Below are 25,816 nucleotides of genomic sequence, written 5' to 3'. Positions count from 1 at the left end.
TCCTAGTGGTGGAATTCGCCGGCGTTGACGTCCAGGCACGCGCCGGTGATCGCGCGTGCCATGGCGGACGCGAAGAACACGACCGCGTCGGCGATCTCGTCGGGTTCGGGCAGCTTGCGCAGGTCGGTGGTCTTCGCGGTCTCGGCGTAGACCTCGTCGGGGGTGATCCCGCGTTGCTGCGCCAGATAGTTGAAGTACCACTTCAGGTTGTCGGCCCAGATATAGCCGGGTGCAACGGAATTCACCCGGATGCCCTTCGGCCCCAGTTCGGTGGCCAGGCTCTGGGCCAGCGCGAGCAAACTGGCCTTGGCCATCTTGTACGGCCCGAAGGTCCGCCGCGAGTGGCGCAGCACCGCTGAGTTGATCATCACCACCGAGCCCTTGGTCTCGGCGAGAGCGGGCACGAACAGCCTGGTCAGGCGCAAGGCGGCCAGGACGTTCGTCTCGAAGCCCGCGCGCACCTGGTCCAGGTCGACGTCGGCGAGGTCCACGATGGGCGGGATGGCGAAGGCGTTGTTCACCAGCGTGTCGACCTTGCCGAACGCGCTGTGCGCCGTTTCGACCAGGTTGGCCACCGCCGCCTCGTCGTTGATGTCGGTCCGCACGACCACCGCGCGCCTGCCGAGCTCGGTGATCTCCTTGGCCACCTCGGTCAGCCGCGACTCGGTCCGGGAGGCGAGCACGACGTCCGCGCCCGCCTTGGCGCTCTGCACCGCGATCGCGCGCCCGAGCCCCGGCCCGACGCCGGAGACGACGACTACTTTGTCCTGCAACAACATCAGCCGAGCATCCTCTCCGCCACGGCGACCTGGCGGGCCGCGATCCGGTCGCGCCACTGCTCCGGCGTGACCCGCGCCTGGTCGTAGAACGGCAGGCGATCCGGCAGATCCGCGACGGAGACCAGCTCCACGGTCGGGCCGTCGTCGGGTTTCATCTCCCGCGACAGCCGTTGCCAGCGGAACTGCAGGTATCCCCTGGCGTGCCCGGTGCGCTCGATCCAGTTCGCCAGACCCGGGTCGCGCTCACTGACCACCAGCCGGATCATGCCGTCCGGGTCCACCTGAGCCTGGTCGGCGGTGAGGCTGGTCTGGTGGTTGATGTAGTCAAGCGACAGGTACCACATGCTGCCGAGCTGGAAGCCCTGGTAGGGGGCGTCGGACTTGGGCACCGTGATGATCATGGCCTGGTCGTCGTCCAGGTCGTAGTGGCCGACCGAGGAGAACTGCGTGCTCAATCCGCCCGGGGTCTGCCTCGGCTCGGTGAGCGTGTTCACCGGCAGGTTCAGGTAGAACCACTCCGGGAAGGCGAGGAAGGTCTTCAACCGGGACACCAGCATCTTGCCCGCGACGCCGTACCGCTTGGTCAGCACATCCTTGGTCAGCGGCGGCGGCGCGTCACCGATGCGGTCCACTCGCTGGATGCGGATGGTGCCCGCCTTCTCGGCCGCCCAATCGCTGTGCACCTCCCGGACCACGAGCATCGCCGCGTCGGCGCCCAGGTGCACATAACCGGGGCCCGCTTCGCCCGGCCCGAAGCGGATCTCGTAGGTCCCGTCCGGCCGGATGTCGAGCTCGCGGTCGTCGAAGGCGGTGAGACTGTCGGGCACGTCCACCGGCGAGTAGTTGCCGTTGAGCACCTGGAAGCTCAGGTCACGGGTGGTGCCCCGGGTGCCGGTCACCACGTACTCCGTGTCCGGCCGCAGATAGGAGTGGTAGTAGAGGGTGTCGGGGTTGTCCAGGCCCATCTTGGTGTAGGGCCCGGTGGACATGACGAAGAACGGGAAGTCCAGCTCATAAGCCCAGGCCATCTGCAACGACGCGCGGATGCTGCCCGCCAGATAGTCGTAACCCTCGACGAGGTCCTGTTCGGTGCGGATGTGCGCGGCTCCGGTGATGATCTGCTCGGCGGCGGCGATGGCGTCCGCGAACGGCTGTGTCAGCAAGAGGCTCTCTCCGGTGTTCCAAATATGTACCACTCTGGTACATTTCGATAAGAGCAAGATTAGAACGTGTTCTAGGAGTGGTCAATGGTCAGCCGCCGGTCCGCGCCCACCGCACGCGTGGTGCAGGTCCTGGATTTCTTCGTCGAACAGCGCGGGAAACGCTTCGGCCTCTCCGAGCTCGCCCGCGAGCTCGACCTGGCCAAACCGACATGCCTGGGCATCCTCACGGAGCTGACGGCGGGCGGCTACCTGATGCGCGACGCCGAGACCCGCACCTACGGGCTCGGACCGGCACTGATCGCGGCGGGCCGGGTGGCGCAGGACAGCTTCGCCATCTCCGCGCTCGCCCGCGTCGAGCTGGAGAAACTCTCCGCGCGCTACCACACGACCTGCACCGCCTCCGCGATCGTCGGCGAGCAGATCATGGTGCTGGAGAGCACCGGCCCCGGCCTGGTGAAGGTGGGCGCGGCCTACCACTTCGCACCCCCGGTCGGCCTGATGTACGTGCTCTGGGACACCGACGGAGCGTTCGACGCCTGGCTGGCCAAGCCGCCCGCGGTGCCGCTGCGTCAGGACGAGACGCGCCTGCGCCAGGTCGTCGCCGAATGCCGCGAGCGCGGATTCCTGGTGGAGAGCATGACCACCGCGGGGCGGCGGCTGTACTCGCTACTGGCCGGCGTCGCCGACCGTGATCTGCCTCCCGAGCTGCGCGAACTGGTCGGCGAGCTGGTGACCAGCCTGGGCGAGCGGGTGTATCTCGGCGCGGATCTGCGACCCCGCAAAGAGCACGCCGTGAGCCTGCTCGCTGCGCCCACCTACGACGCCGACGGCAGGCAGAACATGGTGCTCACGATGTACGTCGGCCGCTCCATCACCGGGGCCGAGATCACCCGGCGCGGGGGCGCGCTGGTGGCGGCCGCCGACACGGTGACGACGAACTCGGGCGGACACAAACCATTGACCGACAACCGAAACGTGTTCTAGTTTTGCGGTGTGAGCCAGTACGCGAAGTCGACGGCGAGCACCTACGAGCTGCCCCATCTGGACGCGCTCGAGGCCGAGTCGGCGCACATATTCCGTGAAGTGGCAGCGACATTCGAGCGCCCGGTGTTGCTGTTCTCCGGCGGCAAGGATTCGGTGGTGATGCTGCACCTGGCGGCCAAGGCCTTCTGGCCCGCGCCGCTGCCTTTCCCGGTGCTGCACATCGACACCGGGCACAATTTCGACGAGGTGATCGCCTACCGCGACCAGACTGTCGCGCGCCTTGGCCTGCGGTTGGTGGTCGGGCGGGTGCAGGACGACATCGATGCCGGGCGGGTGACCGAGGAGACCGGGCCGCGCGCCTCCCGCAACCGCTTGCAGACCACCACACTGCTGCGCTCGATCCAGGAGGGGTCCTTCGACGCGGTCTTCGGCGGCGCGCGACGCGACGAGGAGAAGGCCCGCGCCAAGGAGCGCGTGTTCAGTTTCCGCGACGAATACGGCCAGTGGGATCCGCGCAGGCAGCGCCCCGAGCTGTGGAACCTCTACAACGGCAGGCACCGGCCCGGCGAGCACATCCGGGTGTTCCCGCTGTCGAACTGGACCGAGCTGGACATCTGGAGCTACATCGCCGCCGAAGGCATCGAGCTGCCGCCGCTGTACTACGCGCACCGCAGGCCGGTGGTGCAGCGCGACGGAATGTTGCTGGCACACACGCGTTTTCTCGAATTGCTCGATGGCGAGGAGCCGTACGAGGCCACGGTGCGGTTCCGCACGGTCGGTGACGCGACCTGCACCGGCTGCGTGGAGTCCACCGCGGCCACGCCCGCGGAGGTCGTCGCCGAGGTCGCCGCGGCGCGGGTCACCGAGCGCGGCGCCACCCGCGCCGACGACCGCATCTCCGAGGCAGGTATGGAAGACCGCAAACGCGAAGGCTACTTCTGATGACGACCACACTGTTGCGCCTGGCCACCGCGGGCAGCGTCGACGACGGCAAATCGACGCTGATCGGCAGGCTGCTGTTCGACTCCAAGACGCTGTTCACCGATCAGCTCGCCGCGGTGGAGCGCACCAGCCGCGACCGCGGCGACGACTATCCCAACCTCGCTCTGCTCACCGACGGCCTGCGCGCCGAACGCGAACAGGGCATCACGATCGACGTGGCGCATCGCTATTTCGCCACGCCGAGAAGAAAATTCATCATCGCCGACACGCCGGGGCACGTGCAGTACACCCGCAATATGGTGACCGGCGCTTCCACCGCCGACCTGGCGCTGATCCTGGTCGACGCCCGCAAGGGCGTGGTGGAGCAGACCCGCAGGCACGCGTTCCTGGCCAGTCTGCTCGGCATCCCGCACCTGGTGCTGTGCGTGAACAAGATGGATTTGGTCGACTGGTCGCAGGAACGGTTCGAGGAGATCCGCGAGGAGTTCGCGCGATTCGCGTCCAAACTGGACGTCTCCGACCTGACCTTCGTGCCGGTGTCGGCGCTGCACGGCGACAACATCGTGCACCGTGGCGCGAGCATGCCATGGTACGAGGGCACTCCCCTGCTGCACCACCTGGAAGAGGTGCACATCGCCTCGGACCGCAACCTGATCGATGCGCGCTTCCCGGTGCAGTACGTCACCCGCAGCCACGCCCAGGATTTCCGCGGGTACGCGGGCACCGTGGCGGGCGGCGTCTTCAAGCCCGGCGACGAAGTGGCGGTGCTGCCGTCCGGTTTCACCACCACGGTCGAGGCGATCTGGGGGCCGGGCGGTGCGCCGGTCGCGGAAGCCTTTCCGCCGCAAGCGGTCACCATCCAGCTCGCCGACGAGCTGGACATCTCCCGCGGCGACCTGATCTGCCGTCCGAACAACCGCCCGGCCGCGGGTCGTGATCTCGACGCGATGGTGTGCTGGTTCGCCGAGGACGCCCAGCTGACGCCCGGCGCCACCTACACCATCCGGCACAGCACCCGCGCCGCGACCGCCGAGGTGCGCTCGCTGGACTACCGGCTGGACGTCAATACGCTGCATCGCGACGAGCACGCGGAATCGTTGTCGCTCAACGAGATCGGCCGAGTCCAGCTGCGCACCCGGCAACCGTTGCTGTTCGACCCGTACCGCCGCAACCGTGCCACCGGCAGCTTCATCCTCGTCGACGACACCACCAACAACACCGTCGCCGCGGGCATGATCACCGGTCCGAGCCTGCCCTCCACCCGAGTGGTCTGGCACTCCACGGCTGTCGAACGCGACGAGCGCGCCACCCGCGGCCTGACGGTCTGGCTGACCGGCTTGTCCGGGTCCGGAAAGTCCACCGTCGCCGTGGAACTGGAGCGCAGGTTGGTCGCCGGGGGCCGCCCGGCGTTCCTCCTGGACGGCGACAACCTGCGCCACGGCCTCAACTCGGATCTCGGGTTCAGCACGGCCGACCGGGAGGAAAACGTCCGCCGCGTCGGCGAAGTGGCGAAACTGTTCGCCGAAGCCGGTGTGGTCGCCGTGGTTTCACTGATCAGCCCCTACCGCGCCGACCGCGACCGCGTCCGCGCCGCCCACGAAGCGGCAGGCATCCCCTTCCTGGAAGTCTTCGTCGACACGCCACTGTCCGTCTGCGAAGCCCGCGACCCCAAAGGCATGTACGCCAAAGCCCGCGCGGGCGAGATCCGCGGCTTCACCGGCATCGACGACCCCTACGAAGCACCCACCGAAGCCGAGATCGTCCTACGGCCCGACCACGGCGACCCGGCCTCGATGGCCGCGACGATCATCGCCCGGCTGAGTCGGTTGGACTGATCGGGCAGCGGTGACGTGTAGCGAGACCTGTGTGCGGGACGCATCCGAAATCGGTAGTCGACCGAGGTGATGCGTCCCGCTCCGGACGACGGGGCGGCAACTGACGCTGCCCCGCGTCATCCGCGCGGCCGCCGGCGGTACGGCCGCACAGCCGGGTGGTCGCGTGGACGCCTCCGGATCGGCCGTCGAATCCGGTCAGTGGTGGACCGATTCCGCGAACCAGGTGTATTCGAACTCGGGAAGTTCGAAACCTTGCTCGAAACGCGCCGTTCGCGCATCCGTACGCCGGCCGCCGCGCCGCTCGTAGAAAGCGATTGCGGCCGTGTTGGCCTGCAACACCTCGAGATAGACGGCTCGTCCCGGAAACTTGATGGCGGCCCACTCCAGTGCGTGACGCAGTAGCCGCGTGCCGATACCCGAGCGCGTGCGGCCCGGCGCGGCGTGCAGATTGTCCAACAGCACACGACCGTCGGGCGTCGGTGTCGAGTAGACGAATCCGAGCAGTTCCCCGTTCTCTTCGGCTACGAAGAGGCCGGAGGCGGAGGGGTCGGCGTCGAGCCGCCCGCGCCACACCGTCAACCGATCCGCGAGCAACGCACCGTTCAGGAAGCTCTTCGGCATGATGCCCGCGTACGCTGTGCGCCAACTGGCGGCATGCAACTCCGCGATCGATTCCGCGTCCCCGGGTCGGCCGTTTCTTATTCGCATGAGGCCAAGTCTCGTGCCGATAGGGTCACACCGCGAACGAGGCCGCCGGCTCAGCGTGGCCCTCCTTCGTGCGCGGCACTGTCACCAGGTGGCAGTCGGCGTCGGCAGGGGCGGCACGTCACACGTTGTCCGCTGGTTCAGTGAACTACGTCCACGCTGGGAACGACATAGCGAATGCGGTCGGTGTTGTGTGCCTCCGTTCCGAGGTCGACGACCGTCACGTCACCGACCTGTTCGACGAGATCCACGCCGATCTCCACCGGCACCGGATACGCCGAATCCGGTGCCAGATCGTCGGGTGCGCCGAAAATTCACACCTTGTCGATCAAGCTGTGGGTGACACCGTCGGCATCCGTGAACTCGACTTCGATGACACCCGGCTGCGTGTCCGACACCCATCGGACGGCTTTTCCCCAGATAACGGCCATTTCGAAAGTATGCCCTAGGCACCGTCGCAGCGATCGTCACCACAGGTCGCGGCCACTGTCCGCAAGCGAAATGTTAATGCCGACTTCGTGGATCGGCTATCCCCTCCACAGTCGATACACGAAGCCGGCTTTCGGTGACATCTCCGTAATCGGTTCGGATACGAGCGTAGAGCGATAGGATCTGATTGTAAAGCGCTAAGCGTCTAGCCGCTGCGCTCTGATCCTTTACCGGCGGATACCATGTTCGCACGGTGACGGGGCCGAATCGGGAGGTTGGTGGCACAGGTCGTGTCCGGCGAGGGAGATGAGATCAGCGAGGAGCCGACGGAGGACGCCGGCCCCATCGCGCGGCACCTGAATCGGGTGATCGCCGCTGCCCAGCAGCGGGATTCACGCAGCTACTCCAACAAAGACATCGCCGAGCGCTCGACCGGGCTCGGCTATCCGCTGAGCCCGGCCCAGGTCTCGCACATCCGGCTCGGACGAGTCCGCAATCCCAGTTTCCGCACCATCGAAGGGATTTCGGTGGCACTGGGCGTGGACGTGCGGGAATTCCTCGACGGCGCGGCCGCGCAGCAAGCCGACGTCGAATCGCGGCTGGCCGCGGAGCTCTCCGAGGCGGGCGTGGAGGCTATCGGTTTCCGCCTGTCCGAACTCGGCACCTTGAACGAACTCGGCAGATCGACGTTCGGCGCCATAGTCGGCAATATCCTGCGCGATCTCCAGCAGCACGAACTCTATCGCCGACCGGCCGCCCCGAAGGACGACGACAGAACCGAGGGCTGAGTGATCGGCCGTCGCTCGGGTCAGAGCCGCAGATCCGCCGCCGAGACTTTCGGAGCGGGGCCCGGCCGATAGGTCGCCTGCGCGATCGGGCGGCGAACTTCCGTATAGGACTCCAGCGCAGCGGCAATGGAGTCCGCGCTGCGCAGGGTCTTCGCCAAGACGATCGCATCCTCGATGGCGGAGGTCGCGCCGCGCCCCGCCGCGGGCGAAACGGCATGCGCCGCATCGCCGATCAGGACGGTGTCGGCGTTGTGCCAGCTCCCCTCGGGTTCGAGTTCGTACAGTGCGATCGGAACGCTCACCTCGGAACGCTCCAGCACCCGCGCCACCGGGGTGGCCCGCAGCGCGTCGAGGAACACCTCCGGATCGACCGCCGTGCCGGACGCGACGCTCCGCCTGCTGAACCAGAACGAACCATCGCGGTCGTCCCCCACATAGCCCGCTACCCCTTCGGGGTGCGACCAGAAGTGCAGGACGTGCGTCGGGAGCCCGGGCGCCACGACCGGGCAATGACCGTAGCGGATCGATTGGCCGGTGTAGGTGGGCTCTCTGGCATCACCGAGCATGCGCCGCGTGGCCGAACGAGCACCGTCCGCGCCGACCAGCAGATCACCCGTGCGCGAGCCGGGATCGACCCGCGTTCCGTATTCGCACGGGATGTCCGCTTCTTCCAAACCTTCTCGCAACAAGGCCAGGAGATCCTTGCGCCAGATGTGAGTGCTGGACCAGCGATGACCGGGCTCGGTCCGGGCGAAGGAATTCGTTCGCCCGGTGAGCGTGTCGACGGTGCTGACGCCGACGACCGGGAACCCGGCCGCTCTGACCTTTTCGCCCAGGCCGATCTGATCGAGCGCGGTCGACGCCGCGGGGCCGAGGGTGACCCACCCGCCCACCTCGGCAGTGCGCGCCGCGGTTTCATAGACCTGCACCCGCGCACCGACTTTCGCCATCGCCAGGGCCGCGCACGCCCCTCCGACACCGCATCCGATGATCTCCGCTCGAAACATCCGGTCACACCTTCGCCGTGGGCCGAGCCCATTGCCGACGCACCCGAACCATGTTCTCCCCCAGGCCGGCCGCCAAGGCCACGAGCAGTTTGCGGTCGGCGTCGAACGTATCAGCCTGGTCCACGGCCGCGCGGTGCGGTTCGCCGTACAGCACCGGCCGCTCACGGTTGGCCGCGGCGACGCGCTGGAGTTCGCGCGCGTAACCGGAGACGGTGGCAGTCGACGTCGGATCGATCTGCGGGCTGAGCAGCATCAGCGCATCACGAATGTCGACCATCATCGCCTGCCGCCATTCCATGACGGCCGCCAAGGGCTGCCGGACGCGGAAGGCGGGCATCCGCCGTTCCGGAAGAAACCGGGTGATCACGCCGACCGCGAAACGCCACAGCCGCCACAGCAACAGAACGTCACGCAATGCCGCGAGGCCGACGATCACAGCTCGTATCCGCATCACCAAGCCATACCAGGACACACCCAGGAGGAATACGAGCTGCCCGAGATAGACCTCCCACCGCCCGAGCGCGACGAGCGCTCGCGGTGGCCGTACCGATGCCGCGTAGTACCCGAGCTGGACAGTGAAAGTCACCGTGGCGGCGAGCATCGACACCGCGCCTATCGCGGCGAGCACGATTCCGTGGGCCGGTGTCCCCGAGAGCAATCGCAAATAGGCGAAGCAGTAGAAAACGATCAACATCCCGATCGGCAACGTGCTCACCTTCTCGCCGAGATTGAAGCCGACCACGGCGGGGTCGGCGAATCCGTAGGGTCTCGCGCCGGGGCCCGCGACGACCGCGCACACGGCCATGACGACGATCGACGCCGCAAGCGGGATACCCAGCGCGACCAGTATTTTCTTCGTTCGGGCGGTGTGCCGGGAGGCCAGCACGAAGAACGCGACGATGCAGGCCTTGGCTCCCACCAGCAGGACGGTCCCGACGAATTCGTAACCCATCGCGCTCAGCAACCACGGGTCCGGGCGGTTCTGGACGTACTCGCCGAAGGCATATCCGGACGCGAGGAAGAAGAAGGCGCCCACGACCGCGAGAAGAGCGACGTCCTTGTTGCGGCGGTATTGATTCGACTTCCAGATCATGGCGGCGGCGAACGCCGCGATGAGCCACCCGTGCGGTATGTAGATCACAGCCAGCCCATTCTCTCCTGCAACGGCAGTGACAGGTCTTCGGTCCGCTGTAAGGGCCGCAACGCGCGTTGCCGATCGAGCACTCTGCCCACCTCGTACCCCCACCGCGCGAGCAGGTTCGCCGTGTACTCCGCCTCCCATTCTCGCTCCGGAGACATCGCCGAATGGCGGTGCACGTTCTCGGTCTCGTAGTGCCCGGCGATGATGTGCCCGAACTCGTGCCCGATCCCGTGGTCCTGATGCCAGGCGGGTGTCGCCTTCTGATACGCGATGACGTAGGTGTCGGGCGGCGCCGAAAGCTTCAGCGTGATCGCGAAGAAGCAGTCGACCGGCAGCAACTTCTCCTGCAAAAGCACCGTCGCGCCGGTGAATTCGCAATAGCGCTCGATCAGCTGGCGCATGGTCAGCAATTCCCGCACCTTCATGCGCTGGAGCAGCAGGCGGGTGCGATGCTCGACCTCGCGAACCCGCGCGGGACTCGGGACGAAGCGAGAGTTTCCGTCCCGCGCGCTGTCGGCGGACCCCGCCGTGTCACCCGCCAAACGTCTCATGCGCCCGCGCCATACGGAACTCAACAGACCTCACACCCCGCAGCCCGCCCCACCGCCCGACTCTCGGTAACCGGTCCGTCGAACGGTACGAAAAACGATGCCGAGCGCCGCGCCTGATCGACCGTCGTGGTCACAAACCCCCGTGCCCGGCCGGTTCGGCGTTCAAAGTACCACCGCCGCGACCGGACGGCATTGATTCGAATCCCTCTGGCACGCCCTGCATTCGCGTCGATTCGGCTGTCGTGCATCGGCCGAGACTGCTCGGAGGCGACACGGTGTCACTCGGGCGTGCGAACGGCCTCCGCCGATTTCGCGCCGCCCGGCTCGCACAACGCGTCGCGAATGGTGTCGCGCAGCCAGCGCTGGGCCGGATCGGCGTCGAGCCGGGCATGCCAGAGCAGGCGCACTTCGACTTCCGGCAGGTCCGCGGCGAGGGGAAACCAGCGAATGCCCAGGGTGCTGCCGTACTGTTCGGCGAGGCGCTGCGGGACGAGTCCGACGTAACGGCTCGAGGAGACCAGAAGCGCGGCGACAGCGAAGGTCGGGACGACGGCGGCGACGTGGCGTTGCAGGCCCGCCGCGTCGAGCGCATCGTCGAGCGGGCCGCGAGCGCGTCCACGGCGGGAGGCCGAGACGTGGGGATGCCCGCACAGTTGCCGCAACGTCGGGCGACGGCGCCTGCCCAGCGGACTGTCGGCGCGGACGATGCCGACCATTCGCTCCCGGTACAGCACGGCGGTGCGGATGTCGGGAGCCGCGGCGTCACCGACGCCGATGTCGAGATCGACCGAACCGTCGCGCAGGGCCTCGGCGCTCTCGCTGCCCTCCGCGACGAAACGAAGGACCACGCCGGGGGCGAGCGCGGCCGTGGCTTCGACCGCCGTCGTCGCCAAGGTCGCGGCGACGCCGTCATTGATGCGAATGGTGAAAGTGCGCTCCAGCTCGCCGATCGCCATCTCGCGATCGGCGCTGATCAACGCGGACGCCTCGTCGAGCAGTGACCGCACCCGCGGCGCGGTGCGCAGTGCGAACGGAGTCGGAGCCATCCCACGCCCGGCGCGCACCAGGATCGGGTCGTTCATCGCCCGTCGTAACCGGCCCAGCGCCCGGCTGGTCGCGGGGATGGACAGATGCAAGCGCTCGGAAGCCGCCGTGACGCCGCCTTCCCGGAGCAGGGCGTCGAACACCCGCAGGAGGTTCAGATCCAGCTGCTCGGGCATAGTTGCATTCTACGCAAGTATCTATTGTCGAATTTGCGTGGCACGAAGTTCATCGAGATCCCTACCGTCGGGGACATGCCGTTCAATGTCATGCTCCAGGATCGCGCCGCGTCGGCGCGAGCCCCGTCCCGTCCTGCCGCACAGCGTGGTCTGCTCGCGATCATGTGCGCCTGTGTGGTGCTCGTCGTCGGGATGGTCGCCGCGATCAACCTCGCCGTCCCGATGCTCGCCTCGAGCACGCTGCATCCGTCCGCGTCGGCGCTGGTGTGGATCGTCGACACCTACGTGATCGTGTTCGCCTGCCTCGTCATCCCCGGTGGAGCCGCCGGGGACCGCTTCGGGCGCAAGGGAGTGCTGCTCACGGGTCTGGTGCTGTTCGCGGTGGGCGCGCTGATCTCGGCGACGGCACCCGGTGTGGCCCTGCTTCTGGCGGGCCGTGCGATCACGGGTGTCGGCGCCGCCGCCGTGCTGCCCAACACGCTGTCGGTCCTGCTGCACGCCGTACCTGCCGAACGCAAGGGCGCGACGATCGCCACCTGGGCGTCGATGACCGGCATCGGCGGAGTCGTCGGCAACGTCGGCGGCGGGTCGATCCTGTCGGGCGGCTCGTGGCGGTGGTTGTTCGCCGCCGCCGTGCCGATCTCGCTGGTTCTCGCCGCACTCGTGGGACGTATCGCGCCGGTGTCGGCGCGCCATGATCGCCGCCTCGATCCGCTCGGCGCGGTGCTGCTCGTCGGTGCGTCGGTCGCGCTGCTGCTCGGCATCGTCCAAGGGCCGGAGGCGGGCTGGGACAGCGTGGTCGTCATCGCCGGGTTCGCTTGCGCCGCAGTACTGTTCACCGTGTGGACGATCGTCGAACTGAAGGTCGAGCACCCCCTGCTCGATCCACGGTTGTTCCGCGTGCCCGGCCTGCGCAGCGCCTGCCTCGGCATGACGACGGTCTTCTTCGGCATGTTCGCGCTGTTCTATGTCAACGCGTCGTTCCTCCAGTACGGCAAGGGATTCGGCGTTCTGCGAACCGGACTGGGGATTGTCCCGCTGACCGTGCCGATCATCCTCGGCGCACGACACGTCGGACGCCTGTCGCAGCGTATCGGCCTCGACGCCACCACCGCTCTCGCGTTCGGGTTCGTCGGCTGCGGATTGCTCGGGCTGTCCACCGGTGACGCGCGGACGCCCTACCTCGTCTACGCCGCGTGGCTGGTCGTGACCGGAGTCGGCGTGACGCTGGCGCTTCCGACGTTGTCCGGCGCCATCGCCGGTTCGCTACCGCCGGAGCAGGCCGGAGTCGGAGCCGGATTGCAGGCCATCACGCGCGAATTCGGCAGCGCCTTGGGTATCGCGGTCATCGGCACGGTGCTCACCGCACGGTTCGTCGCCGCGCTGCCTCCGGACATCCGCGCCGACCACGATCCGCACACCATGGCCCAGGCGCTCGCCGCGACCGCACCCGACCGCGGCGACGAGGTCGTCGACGCGTTCGTCTCGGGCGCGCAGATGGGGCTGCGGGCGATCGGTGTGACCGTGCTCGTCCTCGGCGGGCTGGTCGTGCTGCAGTCGCTGCTGTCCGGGCGGAGAGTGCCGGTCGCCGTCGGTCGTCCGCGCTGATCGCACAGAGGACGCACGGTCACCCGCCCCACAGAAAACACCGGCGGTCGGATCGGACCGCCGCAGAAGCTGATCCGCGCGATCGGTCGCGGACCTCCACAAAGGCGTATCGACATGCATGTATTCGTCACCGGAGCGACCGGATGGATCGGTTCGGCCGTGGTCGACCAGTTGCTGGAGGCCGGTCACGAGGTCACCGGACTCGCCCGTTCGAGCGACTCGGCCGCGGCGCTGGAGCGGAAAGGAGCCCGGGCGCGGCGCGGCGACCTCGACGATCTCGACAGCATCCGCACCAGCGCCACGGAGGCCGACGCCGTCGTTCATCTCGCCAACACGCACGACTTCGCGAATCCCACCGAGACCAACCGGACCGAGCGCAACGCCGTGCGGGCCATCGGCGACGTTCTCGCGGGTTCGCACCGGCCGTTCGTGCTCGCCTCCGCTCTGGCCCTGCTCGCTCCCGGCCGTGTGGCCACCGAGCAGGACCGCTCACCGGCCCACGGTCTCGATTCCTTGCGCGGAGGCAGCGAGAACCTAGCGCTGGAATTCGTGGAGCGTGGCGTCGGCACGGTCGTCCCTTGTCCAGAGGGCAGTAGGCATGACGTTCACAGCAGGGACCGCGACCTACACCGATTACCCGATCACCGGGACCCGAGTGCCTCGGGAAAACACCACACGCTACCGGTCGGCGTGCGGACAACATGTGCATCACCGCGGGCACCGACCACTCGGTAGCCGAATCAGCTTGTAGCCGAATCAGCTTGTGGCCGAGTTGATGACCTGAGCGAGGGTGTCCAGCAGCTGATTCCAGCCGAAGCGGATGCCGGCCATGGCCGGTTCCGCGCCCGGGATCGGGTCGGACACGTCGACCTGTAGGTCGACGCGGGTGCCGCCGGTGACGCTGGTCAACTCGAGGAGATGTTCGGCCCGGAACAACGGGGTCCCGTTGCCGTCCAGCGGCGACAACTCGAACCGGAGCCGTTCGGGTGGAACGACTTCGAGGTAGTGCCCGGCGCTGGAGTACAGCGCACCGTCGCCCTCTCGGAGCACGATCGACAGGGCGCCCCCGCTGACCGGCCGCAGGACGCAGTCGGCGACCTCGAAATGCGCTGGGTGCCACCACCGGCGCGCCAGATCGGGCGAGGTCCACCACTCCCACACGGTCGCCGGCGGCGCCGACAGCGTCCGATGGAATTCGTGGGCCGACAACGGCTCGGCGGCGATTGCCACCCGGTATTCCGCGAGCACCGACTCCGAGGGATGGTCGACCTCGAATCCCGCCAGCCACTGTCGCAGCTCGCGCAGCGGACCCCGGCGCAGGGCGTAGATGCGGCGCTGCCCGAGCGGTTCCATTACCACCAGGCCCGCGCGCACGAGCGCCTGGAGATGTTTGGTCGTCTGCGGTTGTCTCAGGTCGAGTGCGGTAGCGATCTCGCCGACCGGACGCGGAGCGGCGTTCAGCAACTCCACGATCCGCATGCGGTTCGGTTCGGCCAGAGCGGCGAACAGTGCGGGGTCCATTGACCAAGCATGCCTCCTCAGATATATTCCTTTCAAGGAATACTTCTGACCCAGGAGCACGACATGTCCGAGCAGATCCGCATCGAACGCGACTACCCCGCCACCGCCCAGGTGATCTGGGAACTGTGGACCACCCCGGCGGGCATCGAGAAGTGGTGGGCGCCCGACGGTTTCACCGTCCACGTCGACCAGCTCGACCTGCGCCCGGGCGGCGAACTGGTCTACACGATGACCGCGACCGCCCCCGAGCAGATCGAATTCATGCGATCCGCGGGCATGCCACTGTCGACCGAGTCCCGCAAGACGTTCACCGCGATCGACGGCCCCGACCGGCTCGCCTACACCTCCCTGGCCGACTTCATCCCCGGCGTCGAGCCGTACGAATTCCTCACCACCGTCGAGCTCGAGCCGACCGACGCGGGCGTCCGCGTGGTCATGACCGCCGACGCTATGCATGACGACGTCTGGACTCAACGCCTCACCCAGGGTCGGGAGAACGAACTCGCCAACCTCGCCGCCATCGTCTCCGGCGGTTAGGTTCGGACCGGACAACCGAACCGGGACCAGCAGCGCGGGCAGCTTCGACGCGGCCTTCAACGCACGAAACTGCCAGCTGCATCGCGCGACAGCACACCGCCGCGCTGGGCGACGTCCAGGAAGTCGTCGCGGGTCCCCTTTCCATCGGTGCGTCGGCATTGCAGTGATCCGGGCACTGGACGAATCGGTCGTTGCCGTAGATCACCGGGGCGGCGTCGTCGTACGGGTACAACCGCAGCGGGCCGGTCTGGCCGGTGAGACACGCCCTACGGCAGCGCTTCGCTGCTGTGCGGGCGGGAGGGATGCGGGCGGCGCGGGTACTTGCTCGGCCGCATGCGACCGGTGGTCCGTAAGGTCTCCACCGCCGCGCATTTCCACGAGCATTCGTCCGCGTCGCAGTCGAGATGAACCTGCATGAGGGCGTGCGCATCGCCGGGGCCGAATTCCGGGCCGTCTCTCGGATCTACCGCAGGCCAGCCCAACGGCGGCCAGCCCAGCAGGCACAGTTGTTCATGTGGGTCGAGCGCGCCCCACGCGCGAGGTAGATCTCCTGTGGTTGATCCAGCGTGCCGATGGCCGGTTGATACGTGACCAGATGCTCCGTCGTGCTCTGACGCCAACCGGTCTCTTCTTCGACCTCGGGTGCTGCTGCGGTCGCTATCCTCCGCACCGTCGACGTAACCGCGGGGAAGTTCCCACACCCAGCGGTCGATGATTAAGCGATGCCGGTACATCAGCAGCGCCTCTCGCTTGTCGTTCAGCACCAACGTCATTGCGCATCGCGGCATACGCGCAACGTATTGCGTGAACTCGACTCCGTCGGGTAGCTCCACATCCACGGTCGATAATCGGATGTGGCGGTTATCGTCCACTAGACGCTCGCCGTGGATAGTCCACTGAGCGCGGTTCACCTGCTCGACGTTATCTCTGCATGGTGGGCCGCCAACGAGCATCAGCGGCCGTGGCATGGCGTTGGGCAGGCGGTGACGACCGCCTGCCTGACGACTCCACCGAATCAGCCCAGCGACCGGAAGAACTCGCGGATGTCGCCGATCAGCAGGTCCGGGGCCTCCAATGCGGGGAAATGACCGCCGGAGTAGAACTCCGACCAGTGGGTGATGTTGTGGGCGCGTTCGGCGAAGCGGCGGATGGCGTAGTCGCCGTCCTTGAAGACCGCGACGCCGGTCGGCACGGTGCCCTTCGGTTTCGGGGCGAACATGGTGGCGTCGTGGAAGCGTTCGTAGTACAGGTTCGCGACGCTGCGGGCGGTGTCGGTGAACCAGTAGATGCTCACCGTCGTGAGCAGGCGATCCAGGTCGACGGCCTGTTCGGGCAGGTCGTGGGACTGGTCGGTCCACTCCTTGTACTTCTCGACGATCCAGCCGAGCTGGCCGGCCGGGGAATCGGCGAGCAACTGGGCGATGGTGTTCGGGCGTGAGCCCTTCAGATTCATGTACGCCGAGCCGTCGTCCTGGAACTTCTTCATCCCGGCCAGGCGCGCCTTCTCCGCGTCGGTGAGGGCGGCCATATCTGCTGGGTCGCCGGTCGGGAAGGTGACCAGCGCGTTCACGTGCACGCCGATCACGTGGCCGGTATCGATCCGCGCCAGCGCCGGGGCGATGAACGCTCCATGGTCGCCGCCCTGCACGCCGTAGCGGTCGTAGCCGAGGCGGGCCATGAGCTCGGCGAGCGCCGCCGCGATCCGGCCGTCGTTCCACCCCGCCTCGGTAAGCGGCCCGGAGAAACCGTGGCCGGGCAGCGACGGGATGACCAGATGGAAGGCGGGCGCGTCCGGTGCGCCGTGCGCGGCCGGGTCGGTGAGGGGGCCGATCACGTCGCGGAAGTCGGCCACCGAGCTGGGCCAGCCGTGCAGCAGCAACAACGGGGTGGCGTCCTCCTGAGCCGAACGCACATGCAGGAGGTGCACATTCTGTCCGGCGATGGTTGTGGTGAACTGCGGGTAGGCGTTCAGCTCCGCCTCGACCGCGCGCCAGTCGAACTTGTCGGCCCAGTACCCGGCCAACTCCTTCAAGTAGGCGGTCGGCACACCACGTTCCCACCCGGCGCCGGTCATGTCATCGATCCAGCGCGTGCGAGCCAAGCGCAGCCGAAGCTCCTCCAGCTCGGCCTGCGAAATGTCGATACGAAAGGGACGGATCTCGCTGTTCGTCATGCCACTCATACTTCGCGTAAACAGGCGCCCCCCGAATCACGCAAATTCGCTATTTCCCCCGCCTCACGCCTCCCACCGCCCGCGTTCACGAGTGGCACACCACCGCGGCATCGGCCGAGAAGACCTCACGCTGGTGTGCCACTCGCGGACTTCAACGGGCGGCCGGGCTCTTGCCGGAAGCGCTGATGGCGGCACTCATCCGGCTCCGGCTCGGATTCAGCGGTTGGCGTCGAGTGCGCGGGACGGGCATGATCGCGCGGTGGTCAGCCTTCCGGTAAGCGGCGCCTTCGTCGGGCGGGCCGCCGAACTCGCGGCGTTGCACGACGCCTATCGAAATCCGGCGGTGCATACCGTGCTGCTCGGGGGTGAAGCGGGTATCGGCAAGTCGCGGTTGGTGGCGGAGTTCGGGACGCGGCTCGATGCTCGCACGGCGGTGATGTCGGGACGGTGCCCGGAATTCGGTGCGAAGGGTGTTCCGTTCGCTCCGTTCATCGCGGTCACGCGCGCACTGCTGCGCGACAAGGGCGTGGAGGCGCTCGTCGCGCTGCTTCCGGCGCGACCGGCGCTGGCGCGGTGGCTTCCCGAACTGGCGGCGCGGGCCGGCGCGGCGGAGGCCGGGACCGACAGGATCCGGTTGTTCGGCGAGATACTGACCGTGCTGGAACACTTCTCGATGACCGAGCCGCTGGTGGTGGTGCTGGAGGATCTGCACTGGGCCGACGACGCCAGCCTGGACTTGCTCGCCTTCCTGGTAGCCAACATCGCCGAACCGGATCTGTTCCTAATCGGCACTTACCGGCCCGCCGGTTCCGGGCCGTTGCGCAAACTGGTCACCGGCCTGCGCCGGGACCCGAGTGTCCGGCTGCTCTCGACGGAACCGCTCACCAAGCACGAGGTCGGCAGGCAGCTGGCCGCGCTGCGCGGGACAGAACCGAAACCGGGGACGATCGCGCGCGTCTTCGAACGCAGCAAAGGGGTCCCGCTGTTCGTGGAGGCGCTCGGCCCCGCACCCGAGCACACGCCCGCCGAGCTGTCCGAGCTGTTGCTCGGTCCGCTGTCGGACCTGCCCCATCAGGCCGCATCGGTGCTGCGGCTCGCGGCGGCGGCAGGGTCACCGGTCCGGCACACCGTGCTGGCGGCCGCCTCCGACCTCGCCGAGGAGGCGCTGACCACAGCGTTGCAGCTGCTGGTCGACCGGCAGCTGCTGGTGACCGACGACACCGGTTACGCGTTCCGGCACGTTCTCATCCGGGACGCCGTCTACGCCGACATATTGCCCGTGGAGCGGAAACGATTGCATGGCAGAGTTTCTCGAGCGCTGACCACGCTCCGCGAACGTGATGCGGACGAATGCCCCTCCGGCGAGTTGGCCTATCACGCGTATGCCGCCGGAGAATTCTCATCGGCGCTCGAGGCCGCGTGGGAAGCGGCGGCGGAAGCGGAAAGTATCGGGGCACATCGCGTTCAGGTGCGTCATCTCGACCGAGTGCTCGAATCGTGGAATCGGGTGGCGGAAGCGGCGAGCCGAGTGCACGCCGAGCGGATCGAGGTCGTGGAAGCGGTCGTGGCGGCATGCTATCGGGGCGGCGTCGTCGAGCGCGGGATCGCGGCGGCCGACGAGGCGCTGGCCGCCATCGACGCGGGGACCGACCCGGAGCGTGCCGCCCGTCTGCACTACTACCGCGCGGGACTGCGCAATCAAAGCAGCGGCGGCGGCGAAGACGACCTGCTCGCGGCGCTGGCATGTCTTCCTTCGGACCGGCCGACTCTGTTACGCGGCCAGGTACTCGCCGAACTCGCCGCGGCGCGGGCTTTCAGCGGCGCGGCGGCGACGGCCGAGAACGACGCGCGTGCCGCCGTCGAGGTGGCCGAACAGTTACTGGGTGGCCCACCCGCCCGCGACACCTCGTCGGTCCTGGCGACGGCGCTCCGCCCGCCGGGTGCGATCGAGGAGGCGGCCGGTGCGGAGGGCTCGTCAGCCGGGCACACACGGCGTTCGAGCGACCTCGGCGGGGACCGGAGCGCCGCGTCGCTGTCCGCACGTGCCCACGCCTATCTCGGGCTGGCCACCGCGGACCGTCCGGACGTTGCCATGACCCATTTCGAGCAGGCACATGCCGCCGCGAAGGCCGCGGGAGATCCGGGCGCAGTGCTGACCGTGGTGCTGTGGGAGACGGCGCTGCTGGTCTCGGCAGGCGCCGACGAGGAAGCCATCGCGGCGATCCAGCAGGGGTTGCGCGCCGCGCACGAGAGTTACCGATTCGCCGAGGCCGCGCCGATTCTGCTGGTCAAATGGGCGCAGGCGCTCACCACCCTGGGGCGCTGGAACGAGGCGCTCGAGCTGATCGACGAATCGCTCACCGAGCAGTTGCCCCCGTTGAGCACCGCCGCGCTGCTGCTGTGTCATGCGCGCATCATGCTGGCGCGCGGGGACAACGAGGCCGCGGCGACGAGCGTGGCGACAGCGCAACCGTTACTCGGGAATCGCCAGTGGGCCAGGCAATATCAGATCCAGCTGCACACGGTGCAGACCGAGATCGCGCACGCGGCCGGCAATCCGCAGCGCGCCGCCGAGATCGGCGCGGCGACGCTCACCGCGGACGATCTGACCGCGCACCATCACGAGGCGTGGGCGCTGGCCGATGCGGTGGCCCGAACCCGCTGCGCCCCACTGGTGCTCAACTCGGTGACGGGAAGGCTGCCGGTAACCACCGCGGTCGATGCCGCATACCGGAATTCCTGCCACGCCGTATGCAGTGGCCGTCCCGCCGACTGGGCCGCGGCCGCTTCTTCCTGGCGAACCCTGAGTCGGCCATTCGAGCTGGCGCGCAGCCTGGTCGAATCCGGCGAAGCGGAATTGGCCGCGGGTGACCGTGCGGCAGCGCGCAGCGCCCTGCGGTCCGTTCTCCAGCTCGCGGACGAGTTGGCGGCGGCGCCACTCGCCGCGCAAGCCGGGCAGCTGGCCGACCGCGCCGGGATCGACCTCTCCGCAGCCGGGAACCGGCCCGCCCCGGCCCGACCGGCGAACACCTCCGGCCTGACCCCGCGTGAACTCGACGTGCTGCGCCTGGTGGCCACGGGCGCGAGCAACCGTCAGATCGCGGCCGAGTTGTTCATCAGCGCCAACACCGCCGGTGTGCACGTCTCACGAATCCTCGCCAAGCTCGGCGTGTCCAGCCGCACCGAAGCAGCCGCGACCGCGCGGATACGTGGATTGCTCGTTTCGGAGGGATGACCGGCCACCTTGGGCAACCCGGCCCCGCTCGGCTGCTACAGCTCCGGTAGGTCGACGACCACGCTCGGAGCCGGTCGGGTCGATCGCCTTCGACGGGCCGGGCGGCCCGTACTGGCAGCCGGGCACCGGCACCCGCCGGGCGCTACCATCGGCACCGCCGTCGACAACTCCCTGCTGGACGAGGGCATGAAGGTCACCGATGTGGCGGCCTTCGCGACCGCTCGGCCATGCCCCGGCCGCGAACACCGGCCGGAGCCCGCCGGCCAACGGCCTCACCCACCCCGCCGGACCGCGCGATCAGCCGGCGGCGAAGACGACCTGCTCCGGCGCCGAGAACGCGCGACCGCACCGGGGCGCGCGAGGATTCCGCTCGTGTGGTCGAATCCGAGAACAGCACGGCATGGCCGGCCGATGCCGACGAGGTGGTACCGACAATCATCGTCCCGCGGGGAAGGCACCTGTAGACATCCGGCCGCCGCCCCGTAAGATACAGTAAGTCGAACATGTCTCGAAAGGACGGGCTGAATGCGGTCGACCTTGCTGTCCCGGCGCGATCTCGATTTCCTGCTCTACGAGTGGCTCGACGTCGAGGAGCTGACCAAGCGCGCGCGGTACGCCGAGCACTCGCGAGAGACCTTCGACGCCGTTCTCGAGCTCAGCGAGCAGCTCGCCACCAAGTACTTCGCGCCGCACAACAAGCTCAACGACGCCAACGAGCCCACCTTCGACGGCGAACGCGTGACCATCATCCCGGAGGTGGGCCAGGCGCTGGCCGCGTTCGCCAAGGCCGGGTTGCCCTCGGCCGCAATGGATTACGAACTCGGTGGTGCGCAGCTGCCCACGACCGTCGCGCAGGCGAGCTCCGCCTGGTTCCAGGCGGCCAACCCCGGTACCGCGGGCTACCCGTTCCTCACCGTCGCCAACGCGAATCTGCTCATCGCCCACGGACCCGAGCACGTCGACAAGTTCGTCGCGCCCATGCTCGAGGGCCGTTTCTTCGGCACCATGTGCCTGTCGGAGCCGCAGGCCGGGTCGTCGCTGGCCGACATCGTCACCCGCGCGCAACCGCAGGACGACGGCACGTACCGCCTGTTCGGCACCAAGATGTGGATCTCGGGCGGTGATCACGAGCTCGGCGAGAACATCGTGCACCTGGTGCTGGCCAAGATCCCCGGCGGCCCCGCGGGCACCAAGGGCATCTCCCTGTTCGTGGTGCCCCGCTTCCTGGTCGGCGACGACGGCGCGATCGGCGAGCGCAACGACGTCGCACTGGCCGGGCTCAACCACAAGATGGGCTTCCGCGGCACCGTCAACACGGTGCTGAATTTCGGCGAGGGCCGCTGGACGCCGGGCGGCGCGCCCGGCGCGGTCGGTTACCTGGTCGGCGAGGCGCATCGCGGACTGAACTACATGTTCCACATGATGAACGAGGCGCGCATCGGCGTCGGCCTGGTCGCCACGGCGCTCGGCTACACCGGCTACCTCGAGTCGCTGGACTACGCGCGCACGCGCACGCAGGGCCGGGCCAAGCTCCCCGCCGACCCGTCCGCGCCGCAGCGGCCGATCATCGAGCACGCCGACGTCAAGCGGATGCTGCTGGCCCAGAAGACCTATGCCGAAGGCGCCCTGGCGCTGGTGCTCTACTGCGCGCGACTGGTCGACGAGCAGCGCACCGCCGAATCCGAGGACGAACGCCGCGCGGTCACCCTGTTGCTGGACATCCTCACGCCGATCGCCAAGAGCTGGCCCTCGCAGTGGTGCCTGGAGGCCAACAGCCTCGCCATCCAGGTGCTCGGCGGCTACGGCTACACCCGCGAATACAACGTCGAGCAGCACTACCGGGACAACCGGCTCAACCCGATCCACGAGGGCACGCACGGCATCCAGGGCCTGGACCTGCTGGGACGCAAGGTGACCCAGCAGGGTGGCGCCAGTCTGCTCGCACTCGGATCCCGGGTCGACGCGACCATCACCGCCGCACGCGCGGCGGGTGGTGAGGCGGCCGAGCTCGCCGCTCAGCTGGATTCGGCCTGGCGGCGGTTGGTCGAGGTGACCGCGGGTCTGTTCGACTCGGGTGATATCGAGGCCGCGCTGGCCAACAGCTCGGTGTACCTGGAAGCGTTCGGGCACACCGTGCTGGCCTGGATCTGGCTCGAACAATTCCTCGCGGCCGCGGAGCGTTCCGGCGATTTCTACGATGGGAAGCGGCACGCGGCCCGGTTCTTCTATCGTTTCGAATTACCCAAGACCGCACCGGCGCTGGATCTGCTCGCCCGGCTGGACCGTACTACCCTGCAGATGCGCGACGCCTGGTTCTGAACACACCCCGTTTCGATACACCGTCTCGAAGATGTATCATTCCGCGGTGATCGATTCCAGCCAGCGGACCACTCGCCCTCCCGGCCGACCGGCCTCCGCGACCAGGGAACAGGTCATCGAGCATGCTCGCCGGGCGTTCCTGTCCGGTGAACGGGTGGACATCCAGGCGATCGCCGGACAGCTGGGGCTCAGCCGCGCGTCGGTCTACCGCTGGTTCGGCTCCCGCGACGGGGTGCTCGGTGCGGTCCTGGCCGGGGAGTTCGAGGCGCTGCTCACCCGCGCCGATGCCCGCAGGCGCTCCACCGGAGCGCGGCGCATCCTGGATGTGCTGTACCGGGTCAACCGGTGGATGACCGACAACGAACCGTTCCGGCGCTACTTCGAGAACGAACCGCTGTCCGGGCTGCGCATTCTCACCGCGGGCGACGGACCGGTGCAACCGCTGGTGGTCGGCACCGTCCGCGAGCTGATCATCCGCGCCGCGGAGGAGGACGGCTACACCCCGCCGCTGGAACCGGCGCTGCTGGCCTACGCGCTGGTCCGGCTCGGCGAGGCGTTCCTGTACAACGACAGCGTCGCGGGCATTCGCGGCGACGTCGACCGGCTACACGAGGTCCAGGCGGCGCTGCTGGGCATTCCCGAGGCGACCACGCCATGACCGGGGCGCTGCTGCACGCGCGCTTTCCGGAGGTGGCCGATGCGTTGCCGTTCGTCCGCCTCGGCACCGCTCCCACACCCGTCCGCCGGTACGACCTCGACACCACCGCCGAGCTGTGGTGCAAGGACGAAAGCGTCTACGGCGACGGCGGATGGGGCGGCAACAAGGTCCGCAAGCTGGAATGGCTGCTGCCGGAGGCACGGCGACGCGGTGCGCGCACCATCCTCACGGTCGGCGGCACCGGAACCAATTGGGGGCTCGCCACCGCCCTCTACGGCCGCGCCCAGGGCATCGATACCGCGCTCGCCCTGGTGGACCAGCCGGTCGACGACCACGTGCGCAGGCAACTGCGGCGATTGGAGAACTCCGGCGCCACTTTGTATTTCACGCATACCAAGCTGCGGACGATCCTCGCGGCGCCATGGCTGTATCTACGCGGGGTCCAGGGCGGCAGACGTCCGTACCTCCTGCCCGCGGGCGGCTCGTCGCCGGTCGGCGCCTTGGGATACGTCGAGGTGGCGTGCGAACTCGCGGCACAGATCGCGGCGCACGAGCTGCCCGAGCCGGGCCACATCGTCACCGCGGTCGGATCGGGGGGCACCGCCGCGGGCCTCGCACTCGGTCTGCGCCTGGCCGGTCTGCGTACGCGCGTCGTCGGAGTTGTCGTCAACGACACGCTCCCCCTGGACGCGAAGCACATCGTCCGGCTCGCCGGGCGCACCGAGCGCCTGCTGCGCACCCGCGGAGCACGCTTCGCGCCGACCGCGCTCCGGCCGGAGGACGTCACGATGACCACCGAGTGGCTCGGCCCCGGCTACGGCCACACCACGCCCTCCGCCTTGGAGGCCGCACAGCGCGCCGAACCGGCCGGACTGCGTCTGGAGACCGTCTACACCGCCAAAGCGCTCGCCGCGCTGCTGGCCCTGGACCGGTCCGGCGTATTCGGCGACGGACCGGTGCTGTTTCTCAATACTTACGGTCCGCGACCGTAGATCCGTAGGGCGCGGACCGCGCGACCCCGCTTTCGAATCGCTGTGATCGAAATCCGGCCGGCGGCAGCCGACGTGGCGTATTGCCCGGACAGCCGCGCATATCGCCAGGTCGGGCCGTGCGGCACCCGGCGCAATAACATCCCCTGATTTCTTCCCGCGCCGACGCGGGAAAGCGCGCGGCCACAATCCCGTTATCGTCGCTATTCGTGCAGGTCAGCGATGGAAAGGCGGAGAGAGTGGCAGCGGAACCCACGCCGGTGCGGCAATTGCGCGCCGATCAGGCGCGGCGGGTGGCCGACATCTTGCGCCACCAACTGCACGCGGGCGCGTTCGACGGCGCGCTGCCGAGCGAACAGGAACTCGCCACCGAGTACGGCGCCTCGCGCAACACCGTCCGCGACGCCTTGGCGCTGTTGAAGGACGAGGGCTTGATCGATCGGGCGCCCAAAGTGGGCACCCGGGTGGCCACCCGCAAATACGATCACGGGCTCGACGCGCTGCTCGGCCTGCAGGAGACGTTCAAGGGCCACGGCACCGTGCGCAACGAGGTGCGCGCGGCGATGCACGTCGCCGCGCCGCCCGCCGTCGCGCGCAAGCTCGGCCTGGCCCCGGGTGAGCGCGTGGTCTACCTCGAGCGGCTGCGCTACCTCGCCGATCTGCCGCTGAGCCTCGACCTCACCTACCTGACGCCCGACATCGGCACCGAGGTTCTCGGCCACGACCTCGAGCACACCGACGTCTTCGTGCTGCTGGAACGCATCAGCGGCCACTCGCTCGGCTCGGCCGACCTCGCCTTGGAGGCCGTGCCCGCCGACCCGCACACCGCCTCCACCCTCGACGTCCCCGGCGGCGCGCCGCTGCTGATGCTGGAACGACTGACCCGGCTCGACGACGGCCGCCCGGTCGATCTGGAGTACATCCGCATGCGCGGCGACCGCATCACCATGCGCGGCAGCCTGACCCGCAGCACCCCCGAATGGAAGGTCCTCTAGATGGCACTCGTGAACCAGCGCGCCGACATCCCCGTCACCATCGACGAGTCGCTGTGCATCCAGGGCTGCACGCTGTGCGTCGAGATCTGCCCCCTCGACTCCCTGGCCATCAACCCCGAGAACGGCAAGGCCTTCATGCATGTGGACGAGTGCTGGTACTGCGGTCCCTGCGCGGCCCGCTGCCCCACCGGCGCTGTCACCGTCAACATGCCCTACCTGCTCCGCTGATCTGGAAGA

Annotated in this window: 23 protein-coding genes and 1 pseudogene; 14 read left to right on the top strand and 10 right to left on the bottom strand. The window is 68.3% G+C overall.

What is annotated here, in order from left to right; translation table 11 throughout:
* Positions 1-2: 2 nt before the first annotated feature.
* On the bottom strand, positions 3-779 hold the full coding sequence (locus NNI01S_RS16155) for an SDR family oxidoreductase (protein WP_063020910.1): 777 nt from the start codon (positions 777-779) through the stop codon (positions 3-5).
* Positions 779-1,942 (bottom strand): hypothetical protein, encoded by a 1,164-nt coding sequence (locus NNI01S_RS16150; RefSeq protein WP_063020964.1) that lies wholly within the window; start codon positions 1,940-1,942, stop codon positions 779-781. The genes NNI01S_RS16155 and NNI01S_RS16150 overlap by 1 nt, the downstream gene beginning before the upstream one ends.
* Before the next feature lie 84 nt (positions 1,943-2,026).
* Here NNI01S_RS16150 and NNI01S_RS16145 point away from each other — a divergent pair, with 84 nt between their 5' ends.
* The 3 genes from NNI01S_RS16145 to cysC are packed head-to-tail and all read left to right on the top strand — an operon-like array spanning position 2,027 to position 5,703.
* Positions 2,027-2,926 (top strand): helix-turn-helix domain-containing protein, encoded by a 900-nt coding sequence (locus NNI01S_RS16145; protein ID WP_063020909.1) that lies wholly within the window; start codon positions 2,027-2,029, stop codon positions 2,924-2,926.
* A 9-nt stretch (positions 2,927-2,935) separates the two neighbouring features.
* A complete protein-coding gene (gene cysD / locus NNI01S_RS16140) occupies positions 2,936-3,868 on the top strand; it encodes a sulfate adenylyltransferase subunit CysD (protein WP_063020908.1) in 933 nt (310 codons plus the stop codon).
* Positions 3,868-5,703, top strand: a complete 1,836-nt coding sequence (gene cysC / locus NNI01S_RS16135; protein ID WP_063020907.1) for an adenylyl-sulfate kinase — start codon at positions 3,868-3,870, stop codon at positions 5,701-5,703. The genes cysD and cysC overlap by 1 nt, the downstream gene beginning before the upstream one ends.
* Before the next feature lie 195 nt (positions 5,704-5,898).
* Here cysC and NNI01S_RS16130 read toward each other — a convergent pair whose 3' ends face one another.
* The gene (locus tag NNI01S_RS16130; RefSeq protein ID WP_245676183.1) at positions 5,899-6,324 is read right to left on the bottom strand and encodes a GNAT family N-acetyltransferase; all 426 of its coding nucleotides are present in this window, start codon (positions 6,322-6,324) and stop codon (positions 5,899-5,901) included.
* Between the two features lie 791 nt (positions 6,325-7,115).
* Here NNI01S_RS16130 and NNI01S_RS16125 point away from each other — a divergent pair.
* Entirely contained in the window at positions 7,116-7,625 is a 510-nt protein-coding gene (locus NNI01S_RS16125; RefSeq protein WP_063020905.1) for a helix-turn-helix domain-containing protein, read from the top strand.
* A 20-nt stretch (positions 7,626-7,645) separates the two neighbouring features.
* Here the strand turns inward: NNI01S_RS16125 and NNI01S_RS16120 are convergent, their stop codons facing one another.
* The 4 genes from NNI01S_RS16120 to NNI01S_RS16105 all read right to left on the bottom strand — a co-directional run bounded on the left by NNI01S_RS16120 (position 7,646) and on the right by NNI01S_RS16105 (position 11,544).
* The gene (locus tag NNI01S_RS16120; RefSeq protein ID WP_084488833.1) at positions 7,646-8,632 is read right to left on the bottom strand and encodes an FAD-dependent monooxygenase; all 987 of its coding nucleotides are present in this window, start codon (positions 8,630-8,632) and stop codon (positions 7,646-7,648) included.
* Positions 8,633-8,636: 4 nt separating this feature from the next.
* Positions 8,637-9,773 (bottom strand): hypothetical protein, encoded by a 1,137-nt coding sequence (locus tag NNI01S_RS16115; protein WP_063020903.1) that lies wholly within the window; start codon positions 9,771-9,773, stop codon positions 8,637-8,639.
* Positions 9,770-10,324 (bottom strand): M48 family metalloprotease, encoded by a 555-nt coding sequence (locus NNI01S_RS16110; RefSeq protein ID WP_157114820.1) that lies wholly within the window; start codon positions 10,322-10,324, stop codon positions 9,770-9,772. The genes NNI01S_RS16115 and NNI01S_RS16110 overlap by 4 nt, the downstream gene beginning before the upstream one ends.
* Before the next feature lie 278 nt (positions 10,325-10,602).
* The gene (locus NNI01S_RS16105; protein ID WP_063020901.1) at positions 10,603-11,544 is read right to left on the bottom strand and encodes a LysR family transcriptional regulator; all 942 of its coding nucleotides are present in this window, start codon (positions 11,542-11,544) and stop codon (positions 10,603-10,605) included.
* A 75-nt stretch (positions 11,545-11,619) separates the two neighbouring features.
* Here NNI01S_RS16105 and NNI01S_RS16100 point away from each other — a divergent pair, with 75 nt between their 5' ends.
* On the top strand, positions 11,620-13,152 hold the full coding sequence (locus NNI01S_RS16100) for an MFS transporter (RefSeq protein WP_063020963.1): 1,533 nt from the start codon (positions 11,620-11,622) through the stop codon (positions 13,150-13,152).
* Between the two features lie 114 nt (positions 13,153-13,266).
* Complete coding sequence (locus NNI01S_RS16095) at positions 13,267-13,887, top strand: NAD-dependent epimerase/dehydratase family protein (RefSeq protein WP_084488832.1); 621 nt, start codon at positions 13,267-13,269, stop codon at positions 13,885-13,887.
* Between the two features lie 21 nt (positions 13,888-13,908).
* On the opposite strand, the gene NNI01S_RS16090 is transcribed toward NNI01S_RS16095, so the two are convergent.
* The gene (locus NNI01S_RS16090) at positions 13,909-14,673 is read right to left on the bottom strand and encodes a metalloregulator ArsR/SmtB family transcription factor (RefSeq protein WP_063020900.1); all 765 of its coding nucleotides are present in this window, start codon (positions 14,671-14,673) and stop codon (positions 13,909-13,911) included.
* Positions 14,674-14,736: 63 nt separating this feature from the next.
* Between NNI01S_RS16090 and NNI01S_RS16085 the strand changes: the two genes are divergently transcribed.
* Positions 14,737-15,210 (top strand): SRPBCC family protein, encoded by a 474-nt coding sequence (locus tag NNI01S_RS16085; protein WP_063020899.1) that lies wholly within the window; start codon positions 14,737-14,739, stop codon positions 15,208-15,210.
* Between the two features lie 266 nt (positions 15,211-15,476).
* On the opposite strand, the gene NNI01S_RS35715 is transcribed toward NNI01S_RS16085, so the two are convergent.
* Together NNI01S_RS35715 and NNI01S_RS16080 are read right to left on the bottom strand one after the other, a co-directional pair.
* Positions 15,477-16,121 (bottom strand): NUDIX hydrolase, encoded by a 645-nt coding sequence (locus tag NNI01S_RS35715; RefSeq protein ID WP_218019210.1) that lies wholly within the window; start codon positions 16,119-16,121, stop codon positions 15,477-15,479.
* A 104-nt stretch (positions 16,122-16,225) separates the two neighbouring features.
* Positions 16,226-17,383, bottom strand: coding sequence for an epoxide hydrolase family protein (locus tag NNI01S_RS16080; RefSeq protein WP_063020898.1), 1,158 nt, complete (start codon positions 17,381-17,383; stop codon positions 16,226-16,228).
* Between the two features lie 259 nt (positions 17,384-17,642).
* Here NNI01S_RS16080 and NNI01S_RS16075 point away from each other — a divergent pair, with 259 nt between their 5' ends.
* From NNI01S_RS16075 to NNI01S_RS16050, 7 genes and pseudogenes are all read left to right on the top strand, one after another.
* On the top strand, positions 17,643-20,618 hold the full coding sequence (locus NNI01S_RS16075) for a helix-turn-helix transcriptional regulator (protein ID WP_063020897.1): 2,976 nt from the start codon (positions 17,643-17,645) through the stop codon (positions 20,616-20,618).
* A gap of 67 nt (positions 20,619-20,685) precedes the next feature.
* Positions 20,686-20,843 (top strand): annotated as a pseudogene (locus NNI01S_RS36540) (cysteine synthase family protein); the annotation flags it as partial.
* Positions 20,844-21,143: 300 nt separating this feature from the next.
* Positions 21,144-22,937, top strand: coding sequence for an acyl-CoA dehydrogenase (locus NNI01S_RS16070; RefSeq protein ID WP_063020896.1), 1,794 nt, complete (start codon positions 21,144-21,146; stop codon positions 22,935-22,937).
* 46 nt (positions 22,938-22,983) lie between these two features.
* Positions 22,984-23,595: a QsdR family transcriptional regulator gene (locus NNI01S_RS16065; RefSeq protein WP_245676181.1), complete on the top strand. Its 612-nt coding sequence runs from the start codon at positions 22,984-22,986 to the stop codon at positions 23,593-23,595.
* The gene (locus tag NNI01S_RS16060; protein ID WP_063020894.1) at positions 23,592-24,587 is read left to right on the top strand and encodes a 1-aminocyclopropane-1-carboxylate deaminase/D-cysteine desulfhydrase; all 996 of its coding nucleotides are present in this window, start codon (positions 23,592-23,594) and stop codon (positions 24,585-24,587) included. Before NNI01S_RS16065 ends, NNI01S_RS16060 begins: the two co-directional genes overlap by 4 nt.
* Before the next feature lie 236 nt (positions 24,588-24,823).
* Complete coding sequence (locus NNI01S_RS16055; RefSeq protein WP_063020893.1) at positions 24,824-25,579, top strand: GntR family transcriptional regulator; 756 nt, start codon at positions 24,824-24,826, stop codon at positions 25,577-25,579.
* Positions 25,580-25,807 carry a 4Fe-4S dicluster domain-containing protein gene (locus NNI01S_RS16050; RefSeq protein WP_039797742.1) on the top strand — a complete coding sequence of 76 codons (228 nt, stop codon included), beginning with the start codon at positions 25,580-25,582 and terminating at the stop codon, positions 25,805-25,807.
* The last annotated feature ends 9 nt before the right edge of the window (positions 25,808-25,816 follow it).

Origin of the sequence: Nocardia niwae NBRC 108934 = DSM 45340, assembly GCF_001613465.1 — a bacterium.
GTDB classification, from domain to species: Bacteria; Actinomycetota; Actinomycetes; order Mycobacteriales; family Mycobacteriaceae; genus Nocardia; species Nocardia niwae.
Note: the sequence above shows the minus strand (reverse complement) of the source record. Positions and strands in the feature narration are given on the sequence as shown.

What these genes read in the sequence shown, in the direction of transcription:
- NNI01S_RS16120 (WP_084488833.1), bottom strand. Translation starts at nt 8,632, where the DNA reads ATGTTTCGAGCGGAGATCATCGGATGCGGTGTCGGAGGGGCGTGCGCG.
- cysC (WP_063020907.1), top strand. Translation starts at nt 3,868, where the DNA reads ATGACGACCACACTGTTGCGCCTGGCCACCGCGGGCAGCGTCGACGAC.
- NNI01S_RS16130 (WP_245676183.1), bottom strand. Translation starts at nt 6,324, where the DNA reads ATGCCGAAGAGCTTCCTGAACGGTGCGTTGCTCGCGGATCGGTTGACG.
- NNI01S_RS16105 (WP_063020901.1), bottom strand. Translation starts at nt 11,544, where the DNA reads ATGCCCGAGCAGCTGGATCTGAACCTCCTGCGGGTGTTCGACGCCCTG.
- NNI01S_RS16080 (WP_063020898.1), bottom strand. Translation starts at nt 17,383, where the DNA reads ATGACGAACAGCGAGATCCGTCCCTTTCGTATCGACATTTCGCAGGCC.
- NNI01S_RS16050 (WP_039797742.1), top strand. Translation starts at nt 25,580, where the DNA reads ATGGCACTCGTGAACCAGCGCGCCGACATCCCCGTCACCATCGACGAG.
- NNI01S_RS16060 (WP_063020894.1), top strand. Translation starts at nt 23,592, where the DNA reads ATGACCGGGGCGCTGCTGCACGCGCGCTTTCCGGAGGTGGCCGATGCG.
- NNI01S_RS16110 (WP_157114820.1), bottom strand. Translation starts at nt 10,324, where the DNA reads ATGAGACGTTTGGCGGGTGACACGGCGGGGTCCGCCGACAGCGCGCGG.
- NNI01S_RS16070 (WP_063020896.1), top strand. Translation starts at nt 21,144, where the DNA reads ATGCGGTCGACCTTGCTGTCCCGGCGCGATCTCGATTTCCTGCTCTAC.
- NNI01S_RS16100 (WP_063020963.1), top strand. Translation starts at nt 11,620, where the DNA reads ATGCCGTTCAATGTCATGCTCCAGGATCGCGCCGCGTCGGCGCGAGCC.
- NNI01S_RS16090 (WP_063020900.1), bottom strand. Translation starts at nt 14,673, where the DNA reads ATGGACCCCGCACTGTTCGCCGCTCTGGCCGAACCGAACCGCATGCGG.
- NNI01S_RS16085 (WP_063020899.1), top strand. Translation starts at nt 14,737, where the DNA reads ATGTCCGAGCAGATCCGCATCGAACGCGACTACCCCGCCACCGCCCAG.
- NNI01S_RS16145 (WP_063020909.1), top strand. Translation starts at nt 2,027, where the DNA reads ATGGTCAGCCGCCGGTCCGCGCCCACCGCACGCGTGGTGCAGGTCCTG.
- NNI01S_RS16155 (WP_063020910.1), bottom strand. Translation starts at nt 779, where the DNA reads ATGTTGTTGCAGGACAAAGTAGTCGTCGTCTCCGGCGTCGGGCCGGGG.
- NNI01S_RS16095 (WP_084488832.1), top strand. Translation starts at nt 13,267, where the DNA reads ATGCATGTATTCGTCACCGGAGCGACCGGATGGATCGGTTCGGCCGTG.